The organism is Methanosarcina sp. 2.H.T.1A.6 (assembly GCF_000979455.1).
Lineage (GTDB): Archaea > Halobacteriota > Methanosarcinia > Methanosarcinales > Methanosarcinaceae > Methanosarcina.
On the sequence record NZ_JJOY01000036.1, the window covers coordinates 56,905 to 79,247 of the forward strand.

The window sequence follows — 22,343 nt, forward strand, 5'->3', positions numbered from 1 at the left end:
TCCATACTGGAATCTTGCCCTCATTAAGGGTGAGAATCCTTTCCATTTACCAGTACTGAAACACCGTTTGTTGAAATAAGTAAATAAATAGTAACAAAAATTGGTTAGATCACTACCGGTTTTGAATGACCTTGTTTTATCTACGATATCACTTATCAAAGAAAATGTCTGTTCCATTGTATTATCCGTCTCAGGTGTAAAACCTTTTTTCAAGAAACTCACATTCTTCTTGAAAATCTCTTCTGAATAAGAAATAGCTTTATGAGACGCTTTCTTTTGGCAAAGGAATCAGTATTTTATTATCGAGCTTATCCCAAAACCCAGTTTTAATCTCAATCATCAGAATTATTCAGGGTTGCTTTCATAATCAGAAGCTTGATTGATCATTTAAAACACGAGATCCAAAGACGCAAATTTTGAGTTTTGGAATCGTCTCATCAACTACTGTTTTTATCATTGACTTATCTATTGCGATGTCTCCTTTTCCCAAAAAGAGAGAATTCATCTAAATATAATTAAAATTCTATTGTTTTGCACGAATTAGGGAGAAAATATGAAGACCAGAAAATAATAAAAAGTCTCCAATTTCAAAGTTGCTATCCCCTATTTATCGCGGGTTGCATTCGGACCAAGGAAATTATCATCCAGGAAATTAATGAAAGGTTTGGGGTCGATTTCACAGATGCAGATAAACTAAAACACTTTACAGAAGATATGCAGCGGCGCCTTGTAGAAAACGAGAAACTTGCAAGAGCTGCAGATCTGGAGGTAAACACAGAGGATAACTTCAAGCTTGTTTTTAATGATTATTTTGATGATGTGTTGAATGATAATGATAGATTCAAACCTTGATCTCTACACAAAAATAAACGATGACAGAGATTTTGGTAATATATTCAAGAGAGCTCTTTTTGATAATGTTTATAGGCATTTGACAAAAGGAAAAAAGAAGGATGAGAAGTAAAAGCAATTTTTAGAGCTTTTTCTTTTCTTCTACTTTTTCAAAATCTACAATAAATTTCCCAGTTTTTAGATCTATATCCCACACAACTTTAGTTTTTCCTTTTGTGACGTCGATTCCCCTAAGAAACAATAAATTCCTTGGGATAGTTGTAATGAAGGAATTTGATTCACCTCTTTTAGACAGTGAGGTTTTTATTTTCATTTTATTTCACCAAATTTGGACTTTTGGATTTGTCTTGTTTTTTGCTTTGTATTATACCTTGTATTTATATAGTCTTAACTGTATTTTTTTTGTTCGATTAGTACCCACTAATTGAACATTTAATCATAGATAATTTTCAGATTGAAAATAATCAAAAAAATGTAAATGATTTAGACGCCCCACAATCAATTTTCATAAGCGTATTGGGTGATTCCATCCTACCTTAAAGAAAATATGCCCCCTAGGGCTTGAGAATAATTGGTTTCCGCACATTGCTAAGTATTTTGGTCACGGATTAACCAATTCTCCGTGCATTTCTTCTGACTATAAAATCTATCAAATTTTTGTATTGATCTTGGCGGATGCGTACTACCCGACGGGAATCATGTGTTGTGGTCACGAATTTGATATTTTTAAATGTTTTTAAAAGCTGAGGCGGAACCTTACGAGTTTGATAAGATTCTAAAAAAATTGATTCGATGGTTGCATTAAGGTTGCCGCCAGACATGGTTCAAACCCCCGAAACGTCTCCAGAATAAATAAAGGAATCGTCATCATGCGTACCATAATCGATGATATATTCAGTAGGATCAATCTCGATTGACATGTGCCCATCCATGATCTCACATGTATAATCAATTTGATATGGTGCATTCTCGTTCAATTTCGCAACGAATAGGACTCGCTTGCGGATTATAGCAATTGAATTAAAATCAAAATCATCGTCCAGATCGAACTCACCTTCTATCTCAACCCCTTCTCCTAATTCAGTGCCCTCTTCTATCTCAAAACCATTTTCTGATTCAGGATCATCTTCAAACTCGGTTTCTATTTCTAAATTGTCTTCCAAATCAATATGAAGAATTGTCACTAACTCTTGTTTAATTTCGATTCCATGACGAATTTTCCATGAATCAATCGTTTCAGGCTGAATTAATATAGAATGCAGCAATTTTTTTGTGACTTCTTGTTTCAATCTAAGACTTTCAAGATTTTCGTGGTCTTCTTCATGATATATTTGGTTTTCAGTTTGCATTTTCATTCCCCTCTCTTAAATATCCCCCGAGAAAATAACAGAATCGTCTTTAAGAGTCGCTGAGATAGCATTAACCGAAGCTACTGTGCCATTTTCGATAATGGAACAGAAAAACTCAAAGACCGGACCAGGAACCTTTATACAATTTTCCCCTAGATTCAAAGATGTGTCTGGAACTAAACTGACCTGAACTGAAGTTTTTTCAACTGTTTTGAATGACGTTAAACAGGTGCTGGAAAAACGCATTTGAATTTTATCATAATTTACATTTTTCATGACATGCCACTCCATTTTGCATATTATAAGCATACCATAGTATGCAAAGATTATATACTACTCAAATGTATTTATATCTTTGTTTACTATGATATGTATATGGTAAACAAATCGGGGAAAGAAAGAATTACTATCACAGTGAGCCCTTATATTAAAAAGAAATTGGCAAAGTATGTGGGAAAGGAAAAGGAAAACGCGATGTTTTCTTCAATAAGTGATGCAGCGAACACGGCGCTAATTGAGATGCTGTTCAGAATTGAACAAGAAGAAAAGAATGAAAATGAGGTCAATAAATGAATTCGTCTGAGTTTCCACAAAGGGGTTATTTGTTGGCGGCTCCTGCTTCAATTTCTTTCAAGAAGAAAGGAGGAAAAAAGTATCAAAGCTCTATTATCTGCAAAGCTAAAGCTTATCTGGGGTTTAATCGTGCCGGGAAGCTTATGATCAATTTTACTGGGTGCACACACACCGAGGATATACGAATTGTTGTCTCAAAGTTTTATCTTTTGGAAATGTTGAAATTTAACTTGGCCATTCGCCCAATAAAAAAGAGTAAACAAGATAACCTGTGGGTAGGTAAAGAAACTCTGAAAAAAAACGGAGTGGTACCTTTTGATCTGGAAGGAAAGAGCTTAGACGAGATCAGGGACGAATACCAGATAGTCCGGGGACTGTTGGAGGAGTTTCTTCCAACTACAAGCGAGAAAGACAAGGAGGTGGCACAGAAACAATTTGAGAGCCTGGTGGAAACGCAGTTAAAAATTGAAGTCCTTTCTGAGATAGAAAGATCCCGGAAGCTCCTGGAGCGGATGAATCCCCCAAGGGATACCCGAAAAAAAGAGATTGTTAAACAAAAACTTCCTTCCATCGAAGGACTGCAGATCGATGAGGGCCTGCATTATCTATCTGGCACCTGGACAGAAAAACAGAAACGGAAAAAATGAGCTCACCGGGAAGTACCCGGATTTGTCTGTTTCACTTTTGTTTGAGGGGACTTTGTCCCAGTAGATCGAAGTTTATTCAAATAATCTTGCCTTTTTTTATCCGATTCACGCCACCATTTTTCGGATTCATCGTGATCAAGATTTACATTGGCTGGCCCTGGATTTGCAGGACCTTTGTTACTATTGTTCATCTCTTCGAATTTTGTAGCATAAGAATCTAGTGCCCGTTCAAGTTTCAACTGGCGTATTTCTTGGGCCTGGAGGACCTTCAAGACTTCATCTGTGATTCCTTGGTTCCTCAGTGCAGCATAGTTTTCAGCGACAGTTGAGTACTCAATTACTCTGGATGACCTGCATTTTGCACAAAGTGGATGTGCAGCCCTGGACAAGTAAATCCTTTTGCAGTTAAAACACAGCACAGGTCTTTTTTGACGAAGGTTGTCAGGCTTCGGTGCGGATCCCCATATACAACTCATATTCTTGCATATTCGCTGCAAATATATATATATTTTGCGAATAGCTCTGTATAGTTTAAAATAAATCTGAATACTCTTGAATACTAATGAATAAACGCTTTGGATATATGGAATAACTCATAATTAATTAAAATAAATGTCACAAATCCACTTGAATAGATCAAAATAGATCAGAATAAAACACTGATAAAATCGAGATTATATATATAGCATATATGAAGTAGATTGGACACGAATTACCGCCCGGCCACGCACATGGACCGGAAACTAGTTGTTTTTAGGGGGTTGTAGGTATTTTTATAAAAATGTGGAAAATAATTTAAATTATCGCACTTTTTTCAGAATTCAAGACGTTCTATAAAAACAATATCAATAGACTGAACGATTTTAAGGTGATTTGCGCCCTTTTTATGGTTTGATAGGTGAAATGTATTACCATTATTAAGATAATCAAGCTATGCGTCTGATAGTTAATCATGCTCTAAGAATCCCCCATTCAGCAAGTCGTTTTTGTATATCCCTCATTTCGTAATCAGTGAAACTTAAACTTTGGTAATGTCGCAAACTTGTTACTGGATCATGCCCCTGGCGGGAAAATATTTCAATTTCGGGTATTCCACATTTTAGCATCCAGGATTCAATGGTTTTTCTCGGACTCTTCGGACCGACTTTTGGAGTTATACCTGCTTTAAGTGACCACCTTTCCAAGTTCCTATTCCAGGAGGACCTCTCCGGAGGTTTGTGGCCCTCTATAAATTGTTTGAAGATATACGGAAAAGTAGACGGCAGTTTGTCAATAGTTCTTTTTATCTGCTTTTGTTTTGCCTTCTGTTGTGCTTCTTTGGGGAGAATTATCTGATTTCTCTCTTTGTAATACCAGGCAGGATTATCATAGAGCCTTTGCAGCTCCACATATCTTAATCCGGTAATTGTATTAATCTCAAAAATAGTTCGTTTAGATTCTGGAATTGCCTGTAAAAAACTGTCATACTCTTGGACCGTGAGAACTTTAGTCCCATCTGCAGTAACAAGTCCGTTTTCCATGCAAAGAAGAATAGCAACAAAATATTAAAACGTTGCTATAATTAAGATAACAAGTTTGAAAAACTGCAGGAAAAAAACCCTGAATTCAGGGAAACAACAACATTTTAAGATAAAAACGTTGTTATCAAAATTGGGAAAAAGGAGCCTGTGTTCTTTTAAATAGTTTGACAAAAAAGAACTAACCTCCATACTTTTCTAACACTACCTATATTTCACCTTAATACTACATAATAAATGTTATCTATGCTACTATTCTGTAAATCTTTACTTTTGGGTTTTTTCTTCATAATCTTAGGTTCAAGAGAGTTTAAGCTTCAATTTCAGGACAAGGATTCTGATTTTAGGATAAGGATAAGTTCTTCAATATCTTCAGGTCTAGGTAAAGCAAGATCAGGAAAAAATGAAACTCCAAAGTCTTAAAAGTTCTTTTTGCCTTTATCAATTTTTAACTCACTCTTAGACCTGTAGAGTTTTGAGTCAGTCAATAACTCTAAAAAAATAAAAAATACGAAATTGTATTTTTAGAAATTTTGTTTTTTAAAAATAGATATCTACTATCTATATATAAAAATACGAATACGTATTCGTATTTTTCTTCCTTAGAGAGATAGATATCTTTTCCCTACTGTAAATGTAAGTATCATACAATCTTGAAACTGTCTGGAGTTATAGCCACAATATCTCCTCTTGATTTAAGTTTTGACAAAATGGCTATTGGGTCAACTATTTTATTTTTTTCACATTCTCGTTCTATATCGTCTATTTTCGCCGTTCCATTGATTAAATTCTGTTTACACAGCTTTTGTATAATTTCCTTCATTAATTTAATCTTTTGTCTTTGGCTTCCACTAACACCACATTCCAAGTATGAAGCATCCAAGTCACCCGTTTCAGGGTCGATACCCACCTCATGAAGATTTCTCAATAACAGTGTAATAGCATCTAAAGCATCCTTTTTCTCTACCGTTTCAGACAATCGTATTTTTGCATTTGCCACAGCCAAGCGTTTGGCAGACTCAAGGGTTCTGACCGTCACAGGGACCGAATCCTTTATTGACCCAGCTTTCTCTCGAGTTTTTAAAAAAAAATCAACAAGGCATGCTTTTGCTTCTTCTGTCATTTTTGGTGAACAATAAATTTTTGAATAAGCAATATATTTTCTCAACAATTCGAGATCGATTCTTTCTGGATAATTTGTATTTCCCTCGTCTAAAATGTGCCATGCTAGAGCACTATCATTTTCTGCATTCGGAATGTCTCTGAATACGAAGATGAGATCCATTCTTGAGAGCAAAGCATCTCCAATATTAAACTGTGAAAAAATGCTTTCATATTGATCATATCTACCATATTTTGGATTGGCTGCTCCAAGCAAAGAACATGCTGTCGGTAGTTTTGCAAACACACCAGCTTTTGCAACATTCACGTATTGTTGTTCAAGAGCGTCATGCATTGATCCTCTATCTTTATTATTCATTTTGTCAAGCTCGTCGACGCAGCATATACCCCCATCTCCTGCCATAGTTAATGCCCCTGCTTCAATGCTCCATCGTCCATCGAACTCATCACGTACTGCAGCGCCAGTCAATCCTGCTGCACTAGTGGACCCCCCAGAGACTTGAATAGCTCTCGGTGCAAAATTTGAGACAAAACTTAAAATCTGACTTTTCCCTACACCCGGATCTCCTATAATAAGAATATGTATATCTTTTCGAATGTGAGTACCATCCGACATATTTGTGCTATTTCCAGAAAACAGCTGAAGAACGATCCCTTCCTTGATATTTTCATGACCACGGATCGAAGGAGCAATAGAAGATATAACTACTTGTTTAATATCCGGTCGTTGTGCAAGTTCTTTTATTTGTTCCTCATCGTGTGGTGTTATTTCAAGATTTTCATAATCTTTGTCTGACAGCTGTATTGAGTTTGCCACAAACAAAAAGTCAAGAAACTTCGTTTTTCCTTCTTTCTTAGTTTGGATTCTACTTTTAAGAGTTCCTGTAATAATCACTTTTTCTCCAGGTTTGCGAGACCCTGCTAACTCATCAGAGCATGAGACATTTAGTGTTTCAGGTTGTCGTCCCCTCAGGTTTTCAATAGGCTCTTGGATTTTCAAATACTGGTGATCGTATCTTATACTTCCCTCGTTCACGATATCATATGGTCCCCGCTTTCCGCAAGTGTCATTTTCACATCCGGCAAACGGTTCCTCTAGTTGATCATAATCCTTCGACAGGGTGACGCGGGTAACGTGCCCACACCGCAGGCACTTGTACGCAACTGTTTCATAAGCAGGCCTTACTTCAGTCGCCTTTGAAATAACACATCGAATAGTAATAAATTTCTCTAGATGATCGTTCCTTAGTTTAGATATCATGACTTCACTCGTTTGAGGCAGATCAATAACTCGAACTGTAATATCTGGGAGATTATTTATTGGAAACTCGATTTCAGATATTGCATCTGTAGCAGCCATAAACCATTCAGTTGGATTAGACAACAGTTTGTCTGCCAGCTCTTGGTTAAATGTTTCAAGGTGTCGAAACTCAACATACACATCCTTTCTGGAGGGATACTCTGCACTTACTATCAAAAGCTCATCCCAGTAAGAAAACGGTTCGATATTCTTAAAGGACCTAGCTTTGTTAACAATGGTGTTTTTGCTAAAAAATTCTTGGAGCCTGTCTACAATTTGTCCATATTCCATAATATCACCCCAGATAAAATTCCCTAATTTGTTCCTCTGTTGGCCTATATCGGTGTTTTTTAATAAACGATTCAATATCAGTTACAGGAGTTCCTGTCAAGTCGCTTAACCGTTTAAAATGAGTCGTGGTAATGTTTCTTCTAAACATTTCCAGTAACCGACTGGTCTCTACGATAGCCTGGTCAATATTTTTCTGGATTTTAACTGCCTCGCTCAATGATCTATTCTCCTCTTCCAGTAGCTCAGCTATCCTGGCCTCTTTTGCCGAAATAAGCGCTTCAATTCTCTGCCGTTCAGCAATGTGTTCTTTTATTTCAAGCCGCAGTTTTGGAAGCTCTGATTGACGTGCTTCAACTGCGTCCGCCAATGCATTGATGATGAATCTCGTCCTCCCTCCTGGAACGCACCTCGCTGCATCCCAAATATCCCGCGGAACCTGAATCGATCTTTGGATAGTATCAAAGTATAGAGGACAAGTTTTCGCGTCCTCACTAGAAGATCGAAGATTTTTGGGGATAAGTTTTTTAGGGGTCGATTTATCCACTATAGAATTCAACTAAAGTACCCCCACAGTCCCCTATTGGGGCAGTTCAAGGGAATTGGACAAGTAGTGCACTCCTCGTCCCCGCAAGCGTATGAACACGTAACGACATCGTCCCCATAAAACAGGTATGCTTTACGATTTCGATAGCGGGCTCCAACAGAAGTGTTTAACTCATTGGCGACTCGGAGCAAACTAATTTTGATTTTCAATCGCTCACCCCTCGCTGGCAACGGTTGTTATTCGAATCGCAATTGCGCGTTCAAGAGGGTCGGTACTCTGACGCATATGTTCCAAAATTTCAGAATGTTGAGTAGCAATCTGGTGAGCCCAAATGGAGAATAACATTTTATCTGTTGAGGTCAATATTTCCATTGCCTGCACCTCCATTTCTTGCGGACGGTGTTGTGCTCCCGTTGTCCCCGTCGTCGTGGTGGGCTGTGGGGACCGGGGTTATTCTCAGACTACTGTCATCAAGCATTTCAATGTTCATTACGCTGCCCTGTGTAAGGCAAAAATTTTTTGCCCAGATAGCTGGTAGTGGCAGTAGATGCGTGTAACCACACTTTTGGATTTTTCGTGTGCCGAGATTGATATATATTTTAACCACCATCAAAATATACTCCTGTGAACCTATATATACACCGGCCGGGCCTTCTTTTTAGATTATACCCGAGGTCGTGGCATATCGTTTTTAACAGATCCCAACCAGAAAACTCCTGCGTAACATTAATATATTTTTTAGAATATACTACAGCGTATGAATGCCAAAGAATTACAAAAAAAATCAAAGTGCACATATAGAACATCGAAGAGTCGTCAAAAAGAAGGGGTGACACAAGTAAATATTATTGAATTTATATTGAATGCATCTGATGGCATTGCGAATGAGTTGGATATCCCTGAAAAATTAAAAATGAATGAGAGCACTATACGCAAACATATGCCACTTTTGTACGAGTCCTATTGTGTTGATTGGATTCACCCAGATCCCGATGACAAGAAACGTAAAAAAATCTGGAGTATAAGAAGGATTGAAAATCTAAGAAATATTAGAAAAGAATATCCAGAAATCAAATTAAATACATATAAAACAGCATTAGATATAATCATCAAAACTTTCATAACTAGAAATTATCCATGTGAAAATAATAGGTTTCGAGAACAATTACAAGTTTCAGAATCGTTTTTTGATTTATGTGTACTCAATGACCCGGATACTCTTTTCCAAAACGCATGGAAAAGTTATCAGCATTCCGAGGGTTTTGAGAAATATAGACGCGTGAAAAACTGTATCAATAAGCTTATTTCTGACTATGCAAAATATCATCCTAATGTTGAAATGACTGAAGAACTGTTTCTTAAAACTTGCCGAGAAATACCTGTAGAAGAGTTAAAAGAAATCTTAAAAGATGCCATCGACGAAGTAGGGTATGGTGCTGTTTTTGAGGCCCTTACCTATGACCTGCTTGGATGCGTAACAAACTTGGACAACGTTTTTGAAAATTGCGTTCTGAATGACATATCTTCAGGTAGAGCAAACCCTAAAGAGATTGATATTATTTACAGAAAAAAAGATGCGCAGGCTAGATTAAGAGAAGAGATCGAAAGGGACCCGGTTTCTGCAGTAGAAAAAATGATTCAGGACAATCGTTTAAGCGGACCAGAGATAAATATAGCATTGAAAATGTTAACGCAGAAATGTTGTGAGTCCCAGCAGCGAAATCTAAATCTTCTCCAGACTTATCCCAAGAACTCAAAATTTAATTTGGAGACATGAAGCCTTCTTCATCTACTCTGAAGAAGGCCATAAAAGAATTTATTTTCCTTTCACTATCATCTCTTTGAGCTTAGCAATCTCTTCCAGTTCTTGTTTTAATGTTTCTTTCATTTTTCTAATTTCATCCAAATCCGCTAATTGCACATACTCGGTTTTTATGGCTTCTACAGTTGTTGCGGCTTCTTTCGTAAGTGGTAACCCGCACTTAAAACAGAACTTGGCGTTTACTGCAGTTAACTCGCGGCATCTAGGGCATACACCAGGCTTCAAAAACTCAGTGTCATTTTCATCCGTTTTAATTCCGTACATTCTCAAAACAGCATCGTCCATATTTTTTCCGCTCAAATGGACATAGGTTGCGGGTTGGGTTGATGTAGGGGACCATCCTAAAAACATTTTAAGTTGCTGTTCGGTGAAGTTTGAGGCCAAATGCGTCGCGCGGTCGTGCCGGAAACTGTGAGGGTTTACTTTTTTCTCGATTCCTGCTTTTTCTCCGCACCTATCGAACACGTTCACAAGACCAGTAACCGACATAGACGCAGCTCTTTTGTCCAAAGTACACCACAAGGGAGCGTCTCTGTCATCTTTTCTGGGGTGGATCTCTAACCATTCTCGTAGATATGGGGCAGAAAAAATTAACCTGACTCTTCTAGCTCCGGTTTTACCTTCAGGGAACGTCATAACAGCCCCGTGCTCGTCCATTTCTATATTTTTGAGCTTGGTGGATAGCTGTTCGCCTCTCCTTGCTCCGGATTCATAAAAACATGCAATAATAGCGCGGTCTCTAACGTTATTTCCGGCTTCTATCATTTTTACGATTTCTTCTTTGCACTTGATGTCTTCGGGAAGCTTCTTTCCTTTGAGTCTCTTGCTTTTAATCTTCATGTGCAGGTCAAAATTTCCATTCCATTTCAGGAACTTTTTCAAAGAAATTTTCCGAGTCTCTTTTGTGGCTTCAGAATATTTCTTTTTTTGGCCTGCTCTATTTACATATTCATAAGCTTCAAGAGCATCAAAGAAGGTGTAAAGATCATCTTCCGTAAGACTTGCTAGATCAGTGTCTCTCAGCGCCCGTGCAACCCATATCATATTCTCAATGTGATTAAGTCCGGTCCTTTCAGAGTTACCTTCATGTCGGAGGAAGCGCAGATACTTTCTAAGGATTACTCGGTTACAATCTGAAACCTCATCACTATTTAAAAACCGTTCAGCATCCGCTAATTTGAACATACTTACTTATTGGTTTTCTTAGTATTTAATACATGAGGTACTCAATTTTCGTGCCTCAGAACTCATAGGGCTCATCATGAAATCAGCCGATTTTTTCATCACAGGCACGTAATTGAGATTATAAATGTATTTTAGAGAAACTTAGAGAAACTTTCTCTTTCAGATCAAAATATCCTTCAGTATTTTCCGCGAAGCTCAGCTTGAATTTCCTCCGCAATCTCACGTGCAGCTTCTTTAGGAGACTCTGCTTTGTAGATGCTTCTCCCTACAATTACCCAGTCTGCCCCTGCAGCAATAACGTCCGAGGCTCTTCCTCCCTGGGCGCCTACTCCGGGAGAGATTATGGTGAGTTTGTCCCCGACGATCTTCCGGATTTTCTTCACTCTTTCGGGCCGCGTGGCTGGGGCGACAAGCCCGAAAGCTCCTGCTTCAAGCGCCATTTTTGCAATTGATTCTGCAACCGGCTGCATGAAATCAGCGCCACCGGGGTGGCTCATTTCGCTTACAACGAAGACGTCTTTTCGGTATTCGGAAGCAATTTCAATGCAGGCATCAAGGCTGTCCCTGCCTGTAAAGCCCTGAGCGATGACGGCATCGGCTCCGGCTTCAAATACCTGGTCGCAGATAAGGCGGTTGGTGTTGGGGATATCGGCAACCTTGAAATCAGCTATAACCGGGGCGAATTCGGCAAGTTCCCTGATAATCCCTAGTCCTGTAGCAAGTATCAGAGGGTAGCCCACCTTTATTGCATCCACGAATTCCCAGATGTCTTCTGCAATCTTCAGCGCTTCTTCCCTGTCAGTCACGTCCAGAGCAACGATCATACCGGTATTCCTTTCCATCAAATCACCTCTTTGAAAGGCGTGTCCTCACAGCTGACACAATAAGTGGAAGAGTAATTGTTGAATCTGCGTAGACTGTTACTGATTTCGCCTCTTCACCGACCTTTCCCCAGGACCGGGCTTCGTCAAGAGTTGCCCCGCTCAGCCCGCCGGTTTCCGGATGGTCCATTGTTAGCTGGATTGCGTAGTCAAAAGACCTGGGAGTTATAAGCATAGACTGCAGGATATAGTTCTTGGGGACTCCGCCTCCAAGCAGCATAGCGCCTGCACTTTCAGCCCCATAGCAGATATCTATGAACTCGTGCATGTCCGCAAAAGCATCCACATGCAGAGGGTTTCCTTCCTTATAGAGCCAGGCCTGAAGCCCTATTACTGAGTCCTGAATAGCAGGGCAGTAGACCGGCACACCCATTTCGGCTGCGGTCTTAAGGATGGAGGAGTCATCGTCCAGATTCTTTCCTATTTCGGTAAGGACCTGCCGGATAGAGAGTTTTTCCTGTGGAAGCCCCGCATAAACGTCCTGTAGAAATTCTTCAAGGTCGGTGAAGTGCTGGTCCGGGAGGTAGACATCATAGATCCTGTCAATACATTCATGCCTGAGCTGAATATCATTTGCGCAATCTGAACCTTTATAATGGTGAAGACCAAGAGCCTCAACCGTGTCATGAACCATATTGGCTCCGGTTGTGACAAGCACATCGATATGCCCGTCGCGGATCAGGTCTGCAACAATATTCCTCATGCCTGCAGGCGTCATCGCCCCCGCAAGCCCGAAAAACTTCGTAGTTTTCTCTGAAGCCAGCATCTCATAATAGATATCTACAGCCTCAGCCAGCCTGCCTGCTCCAAAGGCACAGCCGCTGTACTCCCTTACCAGCTCATCTACAGTCATATTCGGAACTATCTTTGCCCCTTTGACCGGATTTGTAAGATCTTTAGCAGAAGCTTCAAAGTCCATTTTTTTTCCTCATAGATTATAAAACCATTAAGGCGTAAATATAACAAAAATATTAATATTTTTAATAGTTGTTATGTTAAAACGTAGATCTATTAAAATGTAATTCTGTTAACGCGTAAGTTTGCTGAAGTAAGTATGCAGGTGCAAGAAGTTCTGTGAAGTTTGTTGATTATAAATAATAATGACATTCGACGCTGAGGTCAGCATGCCATGTATAGCGTTTTGTCTGAAGTTTATCTATCCTGCAAGTAACTATATGAAACTGATTATATGAAACTGATTATATGAAACTGATTATATGAAACTGATTATATGGAACTGATTATATGGAACTGATTATATGGAACTGATTATATGAAATTAATTATATAAAACTGATTCATTGGTCATCTGTTAAATAAGGAATCATGACAAATTGTATCCACTTCTACAATAGTGTTCAAAAAATTCTCTTTGCAGGATCAGAACTTGATCGTAATTTGACGCCTACGGCACGTGAGTAAGAACCTGCTGACTTGTGAAAGTAGCTTTGGGAAATGAAGCAGGAAACCCGTGAACTAAAGTTCACGGGCAGTTAATCCTGTTGTAAGTGTTACAGTTAGATTCCTGAAGTAGTGGATAAACAGGAACCGTCTCTAAGGCAGTCTCTGTCACCGTTGCAGTTAGAAGCCCTGCCGGATAATGTGCATGATCCATCTCTAAGGCGGTCTCTGTCACCGTTGCAGTTAGAAGCCCTGCTGGATAATGTGCATGATCCATCTCTAAGGCGGTCCTGGTCCTGGTCACCAAGGGATTTCTCATTGTGGAAGTCTTTTGTTATTGGAACTGCAGAGACTCCCGCAGGAAGCAAAGTTAACAACATTAATACAACAGAAACTGATGCCATAATCTTCAAAGTTGACTTTCTATTGAAACTCATTTTTTTTTCACCTTATTTGCTTATTTTTTATACGAGAATACCGGTAATCAAAAACAAACTGGGAATCCAATAATATAAAGATTCTTATTATAAATAAGCAGAAATAAAGCAATAAAAATACATTCGAAGCTTTATAATACTTTATTTTATTTTATAAAGGATTATATCATCCTAAATTAAAAATTAATGTACATCGTGTGTAACTATGTCTTTACACTGAAAAATTAAATGCAGTTGTAGAAATACCGTTCAAAAGATGTGAGTGTAAAGCAAGTAAGAACAGAACGAGAGGAATGTACGCCTTATTGTGGCAGATAAGAACTGAAGGGATTAATACCAAAAAAAGTAGAAAACGAGGGAAAATATATCCTTAACCGATGACCAATGGAAACTGATTATATGAATTGGTTTATGTGAACACCTCTGTATAGATAAACTTTCTCTTAGAGGAACTGCAGGACAGAAACCTCTTCTACAAAAAGGAATGAAAAAAAACAAAAGCCCGCAAAAGAAATATACACAAAATATATAGAGTGGAAAGATTCGAGGCAAAAGATGCATGATGAAATAATAAGGTATGAAAACACAGGCATATATTTCGGCAGCAAAAAAGTGCTTTCTGGTTTTTCTCTATGCATTCTGAAAGGTAAAAAGATCCTGTTAAAAGGTAAATCGGGAACTGGAAAATCCACTCTACTTAAAATAATTCTTGGATTTGAAAAACCTTCTGAAGGCTCAGTCTATTACAGAGGTGTGCCCTTAAGTCCTCGGGTAGCCTGGCAGGTTCGAAAAGATATGGCTTATGTTTCTCAGGATATGGATCTCGGCGAGGGACCTGTAAGGGATCTGCTTGATGAGGTCCGTTCTTACCACTCCAACAGGGAGAAAATCGACCCTGAAAAGCTGCATATTCTTATGAGGGAACTCGAGCTGGAAAAAGACATACTTGAGAAAAACTTTGAAAACCTTTCCGGAGGAGAAAAACAAAGGATAGGAATTCTGATAGCCCTGCTACTTGAAAGAGAAGTTTTCCTGCTTGACGAGGTAACCTCAGCTCTCGATTCCGAGCTTAAAAAAAAGGTTGTTGACCATTTCCTTAAACACAGCCACTGGACACTTTTTGTAATTTCACATGATACAGAATGGGAAAGGGATGGGGTGGAAATTGTGACTATCGGAAATAATGGGTCTGATTGAAAATATCTCTAAGGAACAATTTCTCGGACTGATAACTATCGCCGGACAGTGTTGCGTCCTTCTGTAAAAAGCTAAATGAGTTAAATCTAAATCTTAAAAAAGGATGGATAAAGAGCCGAATAAAAAGAACTTCACGAAAATAACAAGAGGAATTTTCAGATGGTAAGCCCCGATATATCGATACCTTCCCTGATACTCTGCTTTCTATTGCTTGTGATTCCTCTGGCAATCAGTTACAGGATAAAGCTCCAGATCTCCCGGAAAACTATAGATTCGGTTACCCGCATGACAGTTCAGCTGGGAATGGTAGGCGTGTTTTTGACCTACGTCTTCGATTTGAACAATGGGGCTTTGAACCTGGCCTGGGTTCTGGGAATGGTTACAATTGCAAGCTACACAACCATACGCAATGTAGAACTCAATATGGAAAAACTGCTTCTACCGGTGATACTTTCTTTTACGGCAGCAAATTTAAGCGTGCTGCTGTACTTCAACGAATTCGTGCTTGACCTTGGAAACCTTCTGGAAGCCCGTTACCTGATCCCCATAGGAGGTATGATTCTTGGGAACTCACTCAGGGGCAACATTGTGGGTATGGGAGAATTTTATGAGGATATCCGCAGAAACGAAAATAGATACCTTTACAGCCTCTCTCTCGGGGCAAGCAGGTATGAAGCCCTCATACCCTATATTCGAAAATGCCTTCGCTCCGCACTCAGGCCCACCCTTGCTAATATCGCAACTGCAGGGGTTGTCTTCCTTCCCGGAATGATGACAGGTCAGATCCTCGGAGGCGCAAGCCCTATCCTTGCAATCAAGTATCAGATTTCAATCATGGTTGCTCTTTATGTGTCCACAGCCATGAGCACTACCTTTAGCATCCTTAGCACTATCCATACTACTTTTGACGAGTATGGGCTGGTAAATAAAGAAATATACAGGGAAAAAGGTAAGGGAAAAGGAAAAAAGAAGAACAGGACACATTGGGCTTGACCTTCAGGTTATACATATCCTGTGATGTCCTGCCCTACCGGAGTGCTTTTTCTTACGCATTCCTCACCATACTGGACCATATCCCTGACCGCGTTCTTCAGGATGGAAGGATAGATCTGGCCTACCTGTTCCCACACAGGTTTCCCATGGCAGAAAAACTTGAACGTGGGTGTGCCCTGGACCCCATATCTTTCTGCAGTCCAGGGGTTTGTTGTCACATTCAGCCTGGCAAAAACTGCCGAAGCCCTGTATTCCTTTGCATACTCCGCAAAATAAGGTTCCATAGCTTTACAATACGGGCAAGCAGGGCTGTAAAACATTACAATAACAGGCTTCTCAGAACTTTCCACCTGCTGTCCCCAGGTCGCATCCTCAATTTCAAGCACATAATTCTCGTCCAATCAATTACCCCCTTAAAAGAAATTATGAGATAAATGAATTAAATTCAGGAATGAATCTGCTCTTAGGTTTGAAGAAATATGTGGTTTTTTACGCTAACAGTACTTTATGCTTTAATTAAAGCAATATTTATGTCTTCATGGAATTAAAGTTCATGCATCTGTGGATTCAAGCTTATGAAAACCTGCTGTTTGCAGCTTCTCAATTCCGGAAAACAGGCTCTAACAAATAAAAACACGAAGGTTAAAAATAGTATATTACAAAAATTTGGGGCAGTTTCCGGTCAGTAAAGAACGAAGCTCGCAAGATATTAAAAGAAATGGAGGAAAGGTTTAGAAAAAGCTGGTGAACAGAACTGGAGGAACAGTTCTGTCTTTTTTCGGACACATTAATTCGTCGGGCAGTTACACCCGGCTTTTTACCCATTGTAAAAACTTAATGGCAGGTTAGAGAACAGAATTCTACCTGTCGGTTTTTCTGTTCATACTTCCTTTTCTTCATACTCCGGGTTCATAGTCTCGTCGAAACATGTGCTGCAGATATATTTGTCATCGAGGCATGTTTCTTTGAAATCTACTCTGGGACCACCCGGTTTTGTGGTTGCTTCCTTAAATACATAGAATTTTTCGTTAAACTCTATTGGCTGTCCGCACCTTGTACATACAAAGGGTGGATTTTCAACCGAATCAATTGCACATTCAATGCATATCAGATCGGACTTCTCCCCGTGAACATCCCTGAACGTGATTGGTTTCATGTCTAGACTGGTGTCCACAACCAGCACATCTTCCTGCAGTTCCCGACCACAGATATTACAATACTCTTTCATTGTGTCGCCTCCCTTCATCAGAGGATTCCTCACAAAACCCTGTGCTGAGCCTACAAAAGGTTTTAAACTTTCCGTGTTTGCACTCATTTAATTCCCCATTTTTAGCCTATTTATCCATATCATACCAGACCGGTCCATTTTTCAGTATTTCTACTCCGGTTCAGTATCTTTCACACCTTTGATCTGAATTTTCACCCTGCCAGATAATATTTAAGCTGCCGGCATTTCAGCCAGAGAAGTCCTGCCCCGAACCGAGATAAAAGCGATAATGAATATCACATATTAATTTTTATTCCAATGTGCTCCCGGAGATACTTTACGCACTCAGGCAATAACAATCCGAGAAAACAATATGCAAAATATGTTTCAAACCGCTTTTCAGCTTATGGCTTAAACTTCCCTATGTAAATATAGGTTTTAAGAGTATATACAGTTATTCATTTTGATCGAAATTCAATGAATAATTACACAAATAATAGTTAGGATAGGTTAACTCTTAGCTAAAGAATCAGGGGTTTCCTGCTGAGGTTTTATGAATAAAATAAACCTGAAGGAAGAGATCAAAAATAAGCCTGAGGAAAGAGAACTAAAATAAGCCTGAGGAAAGAGAACTAAAATAAGCCTGAGAAAAGAGAACTAAAATAAGCATGAGAAAAGAGAACAAATGTATAATACAGGAACAAAAAATACGTTAATGAGGAAAGTGCAGTACGCAGGGGTAGGAGAGGGGAATTAAACAAAGAATTTTATTGCTCCTTGATCAATACATAATAAGGGTAAAGAATACTATAAAAGGACTCGAAAAAATGCTTAAGCAGAGATTCGTGCTGGATACTACAGCACTAACGGATCTGCAGACCCGGGAGGTTATGGGCTATACATCCCTTTGTGAGGGGATGAAATCAATACTTGACCTTATAGCCGATGCTCGTCTGCAGTTTGGGATCAGTTGTTATGTTCCCTATCCATCAGTGTACAAGGAGATGTACGAATTTGCAAGCCATAACGGCTGTGACAGGGAGGTTATAGCAAAGATAGATACCTGGCTTGTGAAAAAAGCTCCTGACCGCTATAGAGTCGATGTAACCTCACAGATATTCCACGAATACGTATCTTACATGAGGGAAAGGATTAACCGGGGAATGGGGGTTGCAGAAGATGCAATATGGGAGGCAGCAACCGAATGCCTTTTCATGGAAAACCCGCAAAACAAGAAAAAAGAGTACAGGGAAGAAGTTGAAAGAGAAGTTATCGGGGGGATAATAGGCAAATTCAGGAATAAATACAGGGCAGCTCTCAGGTATGGCATCCTTGACAGCGCGCCGGATATTGATGTCCTGATCCTTGCCAAAGAACTTGATGCAGCTGTCGTTGCAAGCGATTACGGAATTGAAAAATGGGCCGAGCAGCTTGGAGTTCGCTTCGTGCCTGCAAACACCTTTCCGATGATGATCAAAGAATATCTTAGGCATACTCCGGAAGGTGAAAAAGAAAAGGGGGATGGGGATAAAAAGAAAAAGGGTCATTCAGAGGAAGCAGAATTTATTTAACAGGCTCAATGGGCCCTGAAGGCTGACAGCTTTAAGGATCTGGACTGCCTTGGTCAGTTTTAGTTTTATTAAGGGGAATTTCTCAACTGACCTGCCTTTATTGCCTGCATTCGCCACATATCTTCACTGAATATTCCATCTTCACTGAAGACCTTATCTATTTTCACTGAAGACCTCATCCATCTTCACTGAATATCCCATCTTCACTGAAATACATTTATTGACAAACTAAGCTGTCTTCACTTACATTAACAAGATCAATACAGTATCTGTACGCCCTTAAGGGCAATCCGGGGGGAAAGAGTTTGAGAAATATTGTTATAGAAGAGTTGAAAGCTTCGGAAGTTTACCGCCAGAAGGTAGAGGTCGTTGAAAGAAAAGGGCTTGGGCATCCGGACTATATCTGTGACGCTATCATGGAACAGATTTCCGTAAATCTCAGCCAGAAATATCTTGACACCTTCGGGACCATCCTGCACCACAATATAGACAAGGGCATGCTTGTTGCAGGGCAGGTGGAAGGAAAATTCGGAGGAGGAAGGGTTGTAAGCCCTATGCGGCTGATAATAGGGGATAGGGCAACCTTCGAATACGAGGGAGTTGAGATCGATGTTTCAGGGCTTGCGGTCCGTACAGCAAAAGACTGGTTCTCAGAAAACCTCCGTTTTGTAGACCCTGAAAACCTCATTTACCAGGTGGAGCTCAAAAGGGGTTCAGCAGAACTTACGGATATCTTTAGCAGAGGAGGAAAGGTTCTCGGGGCAAATGATACGTCCGCAGCAGTCGGATATGCGCCTCTGAGCCCTACAGAAAGGCTGGTACTCGAGACTGAACGCTACCTTAACTCAAAGGGGTTCAAGAAAGAATGTCCGGAATCCGGAGAAGACATAAAGGTAATGGGCCTCAGGCATAAAGAAGACATCCATCTTACGGTTGCTGCACCTCTTGTGGACAGGTTTGTGGAGTCTGAAGAGGACTATTTCAAACAGAAAATGGAACTGCATGACCGGATCGAAGAGTTTGCTGCCGGATTTGCGGAAAAAGAGAGAGCTGAGTTTGAAGCCTGCATTTGTGCAAAACCCACTGCTTCCCTTAACACTCTGGACATGCCGGGCAGGGGGATGGATGGAATTTACACAACGGTTACCGGCACATCCGCAGAGGACGCCGACTGCGGAGAGGTGGGGCGCGGAAACCGTGTAAATGGAATTATCCCCTTAAACCGTCCTGTCAGCAGTGAAGCTGCAGCAGGGAAAAATCCTGTAAGCCATATAGGAAAGATCTACAATCTCCTTTCCCACAGGATCGCAGCAGAGATTTACAATAAGATTCCCGATGTCTCTGAGGTGTATGTCTGGCTCCTGAGCGAAATCGGAACTCCCATTGACCAGCCTCAGATTGCAACTGCCCAGCTGATAATGAAAAAAGGTGCAGCCGGAGATGTAGAAAAAGAGGCTGCAGAAGTTATAGAAAAAGAACTTGAAAATATCCATTCCTTCTCTATGGAACTTGTAGCAGGAAAGAAACCTATCTGCTAATCTATTTACTGAGACCGCAGTCCTTGCTAAGGCTCTCAGTCCTGAGAATGGCCGATCTGCCAGTTGCCGATCTGTCAGTTGCCGATTTGCCAGTTACCGATCTGCCAGTTTCCCGACTCGCGAAATTACCTGAGAAGAAATTACCTGAAAATCGAAACTCAGCAGATTTCTCTCGCGGAGGCAATCGTAAAAATCAGGGTTGTGGTCCTTAGTGACCTGTGTGAACGGTCAGGCAGGCCCAGGTAAACTAAGGACTGATTTTTGTAAATTTATGTAAAGTTTATACCCCGGCAATGAAAGCTATCAGGGCAAAAAACATGGCTATTTTGAACATCTTAGAGGACTTTGTCGGGTTATTCCGCGCAAGGAGCTGATGAATAGCTGCAAGAAATCCCAGGTCTGCCAGAAAGACAATGTAAAGATAATGCAGGCCAAGGATGGACACAACGTATGGTAGAGGACTTAAAAGTACGGCAAGGAGCCCTATGAGCACTGCAAGATAACCTGCTTTTTTTGCCCCGATTCTAAGAGGCAGGGTATCTGCCCCTTCCATCCTGTCTCCTTCCATATCCTCAATATCCTTTACGATTTCCCGGGCTGTAATGGCAAGAGCGGCAAGCAGAAAAAGCACGGAAAGAACCTTAATTCCTCCAAACCCAAAAATAGAAGCTCCAAACAGAAATACAGAACCAGTAAGGTAGCCTATGCTCAGGTTTCCTAAAAGGGGCGTACCTTTAAGGGTTTTTGCGTACAGGATCAACAGCAGGGAGTTAAAAAGGGCAATTAACCCGCAGACCGAATTTACAGAGAAAGCCAGCAGGGTACCAAGGGCGAACAGAAGGTAAGAAAAGTAAAGGGCTTCTTTTGCCTGTACCCTCCCGGATGGGATGGGCCTTTCCGGACGGTTGATCGAATCTATCCTTATGTCAAAATAGTCATTGATAACGTTTCCTGCACCTGAAACCACGAATACTACCAGAAACACGAGACCTGCATCAAGAAAAGGAAATGGTCCCGTAAAATTTGAACTTAAAGTACCGGAAGTCAGGATATTAAAGGCTATCAAAGTTCCTATTACAGCTGCAAAACCTGCCATCAGGCAGTTTCCGTACCTCATAAGCTCCAGGTATGTGCGTATTCCGGCAGACATCAGAAGAAAGCAGCATTATAAAGTATTAAAAGTATCGGATATTTTGTCTCAAATCAAAAAATTTAGTATTGAATCAAAAAAGTACGAATCAAAATAAGGTTCGAGCGTTCAAATGAAAAAACTCTTCCTGTGGAGGGAAAATTTAAGATTTGAACCGGCTGTCAGATTGGGATATTGTGTAAGGACATAATTCTCCTACCAGATTAAAACATTTTAAAATCGGGAAAAAATCCGCCCGGTTTATTAAGGGGAAAGTGATTCAAGGATCTCGAAAGAGGGTCGAAACATATAACAAACTGTATCGTTAATTTCTCAAAATTTTGAAATCCATTTCCCGGTATGATCCCCTTAAATCTGAATCATCGTCTACTTCTGTTCTAAGGAGATTCAGGGTTACTTTGTTTGGACAAATATATTGTTTTAAACCAGCAGTTTATTGGAAAAATCTACTCAAAACAAATCTCTAAATTTTGTTTATATGAATAATATAATAAATTGTCAATGACTTACTCTGATATACCAGAGATTTTTGTTTACTGATGTGTGGGCGGAGGCCTATAAAAATGAAAACCGATTTTTTTAGTTCTTTAATTTATGTATTATTGATAATGCTAATAATTCCTGGCATGATTCCTGGCATGGCATCTGCTGCAGATGATACAGGAACTACAGATCCGGTGCCAACCGATACCCCTGATCCGGTGCCAACTGATACCCCCGATCCGGTGCCAACCGATACCCTGTCTCTTATACACATCTGACGCTG

At 40.0% G+C, this 22,343-nt stretch carries 24 protein-coding genes; 8 read left to right on the forward strand and 16 right to left on the reverse strand.

What is annotated here, in order from left to right; genetic code table 11:
• Positions 1 to 531: 531 nt before the first annotated feature.
• Entirely contained in the window at positions 532 to 852 is a 321-nt protein-coding gene (locus EO98_RS10425) for a hypothetical protein (RefSeq protein WP_048140223.1), read from the forward strand.
• Positions 853 to 973: 121 nt separating this feature from the next.
• On the opposite strand, the gene EO98_RS10430 is transcribed toward EO98_RS10425, so the two are convergent.
• From EO98_RS10430 to EO98_RS10440, 4 genes are all read right to left on the reverse strand, one after another.
• Complete coding sequence (locus EO98_RS10430; RefSeq protein ID WP_048140225.1) at positions 974 to 1,165, reverse strand: hypothetical protein; 192 nt, start codon at positions 1,163 to 1,165, stop codon at positions 974 to 976.
• A gap of 295 nt (positions 1,166 to 1,460) precedes the next feature.
• On the reverse strand, positions 1,461 to 1,673 hold the full coding sequence (locus EO98_RS18470; RefSeq protein WP_156161108.1) for a hypothetical protein: 213 nt from the start codon (positions 1,671 to 1,673) through the stop codon (positions 1,461 to 1,463).
• Between the two features lie 3 nt (positions 1,674 to 1,676).
• Complete coding sequence (locus EO98_RS10435) at positions 1,677 to 2,201, reverse strand: hypothetical protein (protein ID WP_048140228.1); 525 nt, start codon at positions 2,199 to 2,201, stop codon at positions 1,677 to 1,679.
• A 15-nt stretch (positions 2,202 to 2,216) separates the two neighbouring features.
• Positions 2,217 to 2,477 (reverse strand): hypothetical protein, encoded by a 261-nt coding sequence (locus EO98_RS10440; RefSeq protein ID WP_048140230.1) that lies wholly within the window; start codon positions 2,475 to 2,477, stop codon positions 2,217 to 2,219.
• 99 nt (positions 2,478 to 2,576) lie between these two features.
• Between EO98_RS10440 and EO98_RS18475 the strand changes: the two genes are divergently transcribed.
• Together EO98_RS18475 and EO98_RS10450 are read left to right on the forward strand one after the other, a co-directional pair.
• Positions 2,577 to 2,774 carry a hypothetical protein gene (locus EO98_RS18475; RefSeq protein ID WP_156161109.1) on the forward strand — a complete coding sequence of 66 codons (198 nt, stop codon included), beginning with the start codon at positions 2,577 to 2,579 and terminating at the stop codon, positions 2,772 to 2,774.
• Positions 2,771 to 3,421 carry a hypothetical protein gene (locus EO98_RS10450; RefSeq protein ID WP_156161110.1) on the forward strand — a complete coding sequence of 217 codons (651 nt, stop codon included), beginning with the start codon at positions 2,771 to 2,773 and terminating at the stop codon, positions 3,419 to 3,421. The genes EO98_RS18475 and EO98_RS10450 overlap by 4 nt, the downstream gene beginning before the upstream one ends.
• Positions 3,422 to 3,423: 2 nt before the next feature.
• Here the strand turns inward: EO98_RS10450 and EO98_RS10455 are convergent, their stop codons facing one another.
• The 5 genes from EO98_RS10455 to EO98_RS10475 form a co-directional block, all read right to left on the reverse strand.
• A complete protein-coding gene (locus EO98_RS10455) occupies positions 3,424 to 3,810 on the reverse strand; it encodes a hypothetical protein (RefSeq protein ID WP_048140236.1) in 387 nt (128 codons plus the stop codon).
• A 561-nt stretch (positions 3,811 to 4,371) separates the two neighbouring features.
• Positions 4,372 to 4,941 (reverse strand): tyrosine-type recombinase/integrase, encoded by a 570-nt coding sequence (locus EO98_RS10460; RefSeq protein ID WP_048140238.1) that lies wholly within the window; start codon positions 4,939 to 4,941, stop codon positions 4,372 to 4,374.
• A 640-nt stretch (positions 4,942 to 5,581) separates the two neighbouring features.
• On the reverse strand, positions 5,582 to 7,651 hold the full coding sequence (locus EO98_RS10465) for a minichromosome maintenance protein MCM (protein ID WP_052734510.1): 2,070 nt from the start codon (positions 7,649 to 7,651) through the stop codon (positions 5,582 to 5,584).
• A 4-nt stretch (positions 7,652 to 7,655) separates the two neighbouring features.
• On the reverse strand, positions 7,656 to 8,207 hold the full coding sequence (locus EO98_RS10470; protein WP_048140240.1) for a hypothetical protein: 552 nt from the start codon (positions 8,205 to 8,207) through the stop codon (positions 7,656 to 7,658).
• 334 nt (positions 8,208 to 8,541) lie between these two features.
• Positions 8,542 to 8,805, reverse strand: a complete 264-nt coding sequence (locus tag EO98_RS10475) for a hypothetical protein (protein WP_048140242.1) — start codon at positions 8,803 to 8,805, stop codon at positions 8,542 to 8,544.
• A 147-nt stretch (positions 8,806 to 8,952) separates the two neighbouring features.
• On the opposite strand from EO98_RS10475, the gene EO98_RS10480 reads away from it, so the two are divergent.
• Positions 8,953 to 9,972, forward strand: coding sequence for a hypothetical protein (locus EO98_RS10480; protein ID WP_048140244.1), 1,020 nt, complete (start codon positions 8,953 to 8,955; stop codon positions 9,970 to 9,972).
• Between the two features lie 39 nt (positions 9,973 to 10,011).
• Here EO98_RS10480 and EO98_RS10485 read toward each other — a convergent pair whose 3' ends face one another.
• The 4 genes from EO98_RS10485 to EO98_RS18480 form a co-directional block, all read right to left on the reverse strand.
• Positions 10,012 to 11,061 (reverse strand): site-specific integrase, encoded by a 1,050-nt coding sequence (locus EO98_RS10485; RefSeq protein ID WP_162197877.1) that lies wholly within the window; start codon positions 11,059 to 11,061, stop codon positions 10,012 to 10,014.
• A 317-nt stretch (positions 11,062 to 11,378) separates the two neighbouring features.
• The gene (gene pyrF, locus EO98_RS10490) at positions 11,379 to 12,044 is read right to left on the reverse strand and encodes an orotidine-5'-phosphate decarboxylase (protein WP_048140249.1); all 666 of its coding nucleotides are present in this window, start codon (positions 12,042 to 12,044) and stop codon (positions 11,379 to 11,381) included.
• Positions 12,045 to 12,048: 4 nt separating this feature from the next.
• Positions 12,049 to 13,002 carry a deoxyhypusine synthase gene (locus EO98_RS10495; RefSeq protein WP_048140251.1) on the reverse strand — a complete coding sequence of 318 codons (954 nt, stop codon included), beginning with the start codon at positions 13,000 to 13,002 and terminating at the stop codon, positions 12,049 to 12,051.
• Positions 13,003 to 13,600: 598 nt separating this feature from the next.
• The gene (locus EO98_RS18480) at positions 13,601 to 13,921 is read right to left on the reverse strand and encodes a hypothetical protein (protein ID WP_156164110.1); all 321 of its coding nucleotides are present in this window, start codon (positions 13,919 to 13,921) and stop codon (positions 13,601 to 13,603) included.
• A 555-nt stretch (positions 13,922 to 14,476) separates the two neighbouring features.
• Here EO98_RS18480 and EO98_RS10505 point away from each other — a divergent pair.
• Both EO98_RS10505 and EO98_RS10510 read left to right on the forward strand, forming a co-directional pair.
• A complete protein-coding gene (locus EO98_RS10505) occupies positions 14,477 to 15,118 on the forward strand; it encodes an ATP-binding cassette domain-containing protein (protein ID WP_048140257.1) in 642 nt (213 codons plus the stop codon).
• 159 nt (positions 15,119 to 15,277) lie between these two features.
• Complete coding sequence (locus EO98_RS10510; protein WP_048140259.1) at positions 15,278 to 16,111, forward strand: ABC transporter permease; 834 nt, start codon at positions 15,278 to 15,280, stop codon at positions 16,109 to 16,111.
• Between the two features lie 8 nt (positions 16,112 to 16,119).
• Here EO98_RS10510 and EO98_RS10515 read toward each other — a convergent pair whose 3' ends face one another.
• Together EO98_RS10515 and EO98_RS10520 are read right to left on the reverse strand one after the other, a co-directional pair.
• The gene (locus EO98_RS10515; RefSeq protein ID WP_048140261.1) at positions 16,120 to 16,512 is read right to left on the reverse strand and encodes a co-chaperone YbbN; all 393 of its coding nucleotides are present in this window, start codon (positions 16,510 to 16,512) and stop codon (positions 16,120 to 16,122) included.
• Positions 16,513 to 16,991: 479 nt separating this feature from the next.
• Positions 16,992 to 17,426 (reverse strand): hypothetical protein, encoded by a 435-nt coding sequence (locus EO98_RS10520; protein WP_200895244.1) that lies wholly within the window; start codon positions 17,424 to 17,426, stop codon positions 16,992 to 16,994.
• Between the two features lie 719 nt (positions 17,427 to 18,145).
• Here EO98_RS10520 and EO98_RS10525 point away from each other — a divergent pair.
• Positions 18,146 to 18,889, forward strand: a complete 744-nt coding sequence (locus tag EO98_RS10525; protein ID WP_048133309.1) for an RNA ligase partner protein — start codon at positions 18,146 to 18,148, stop codon at positions 18,887 to 18,889.
• Positions 18,890 to 19,194: 305 nt separating this feature from the next.
• On the forward strand, positions 19,195 to 20,427 hold the full coding sequence (locus EO98_RS10530; RefSeq protein WP_048140264.1) for a methionine adenosyltransferase: 1,233 nt from the start codon (positions 19,195 to 19,197) through the stop codon (positions 20,425 to 20,427).
• Positions 20,428 to 20,707: 280 nt separating this feature from the next.
• Here EO98_RS10530 and EO98_RS10535 read toward each other — a convergent pair whose 3' ends face one another.
• Complete coding sequence (locus tag EO98_RS10535; RefSeq protein ID WP_048140266.1) at positions 20,708 to 21,577, reverse strand: geranylgeranylglycerol-phosphate geranylgeranyltransferase; 870 nt, start codon at positions 21,575 to 21,577, stop codon at positions 20,708 to 20,710.
• Between the last annotated feature and the right edge of the window lie 766 nt (positions 21,578 to 22,343).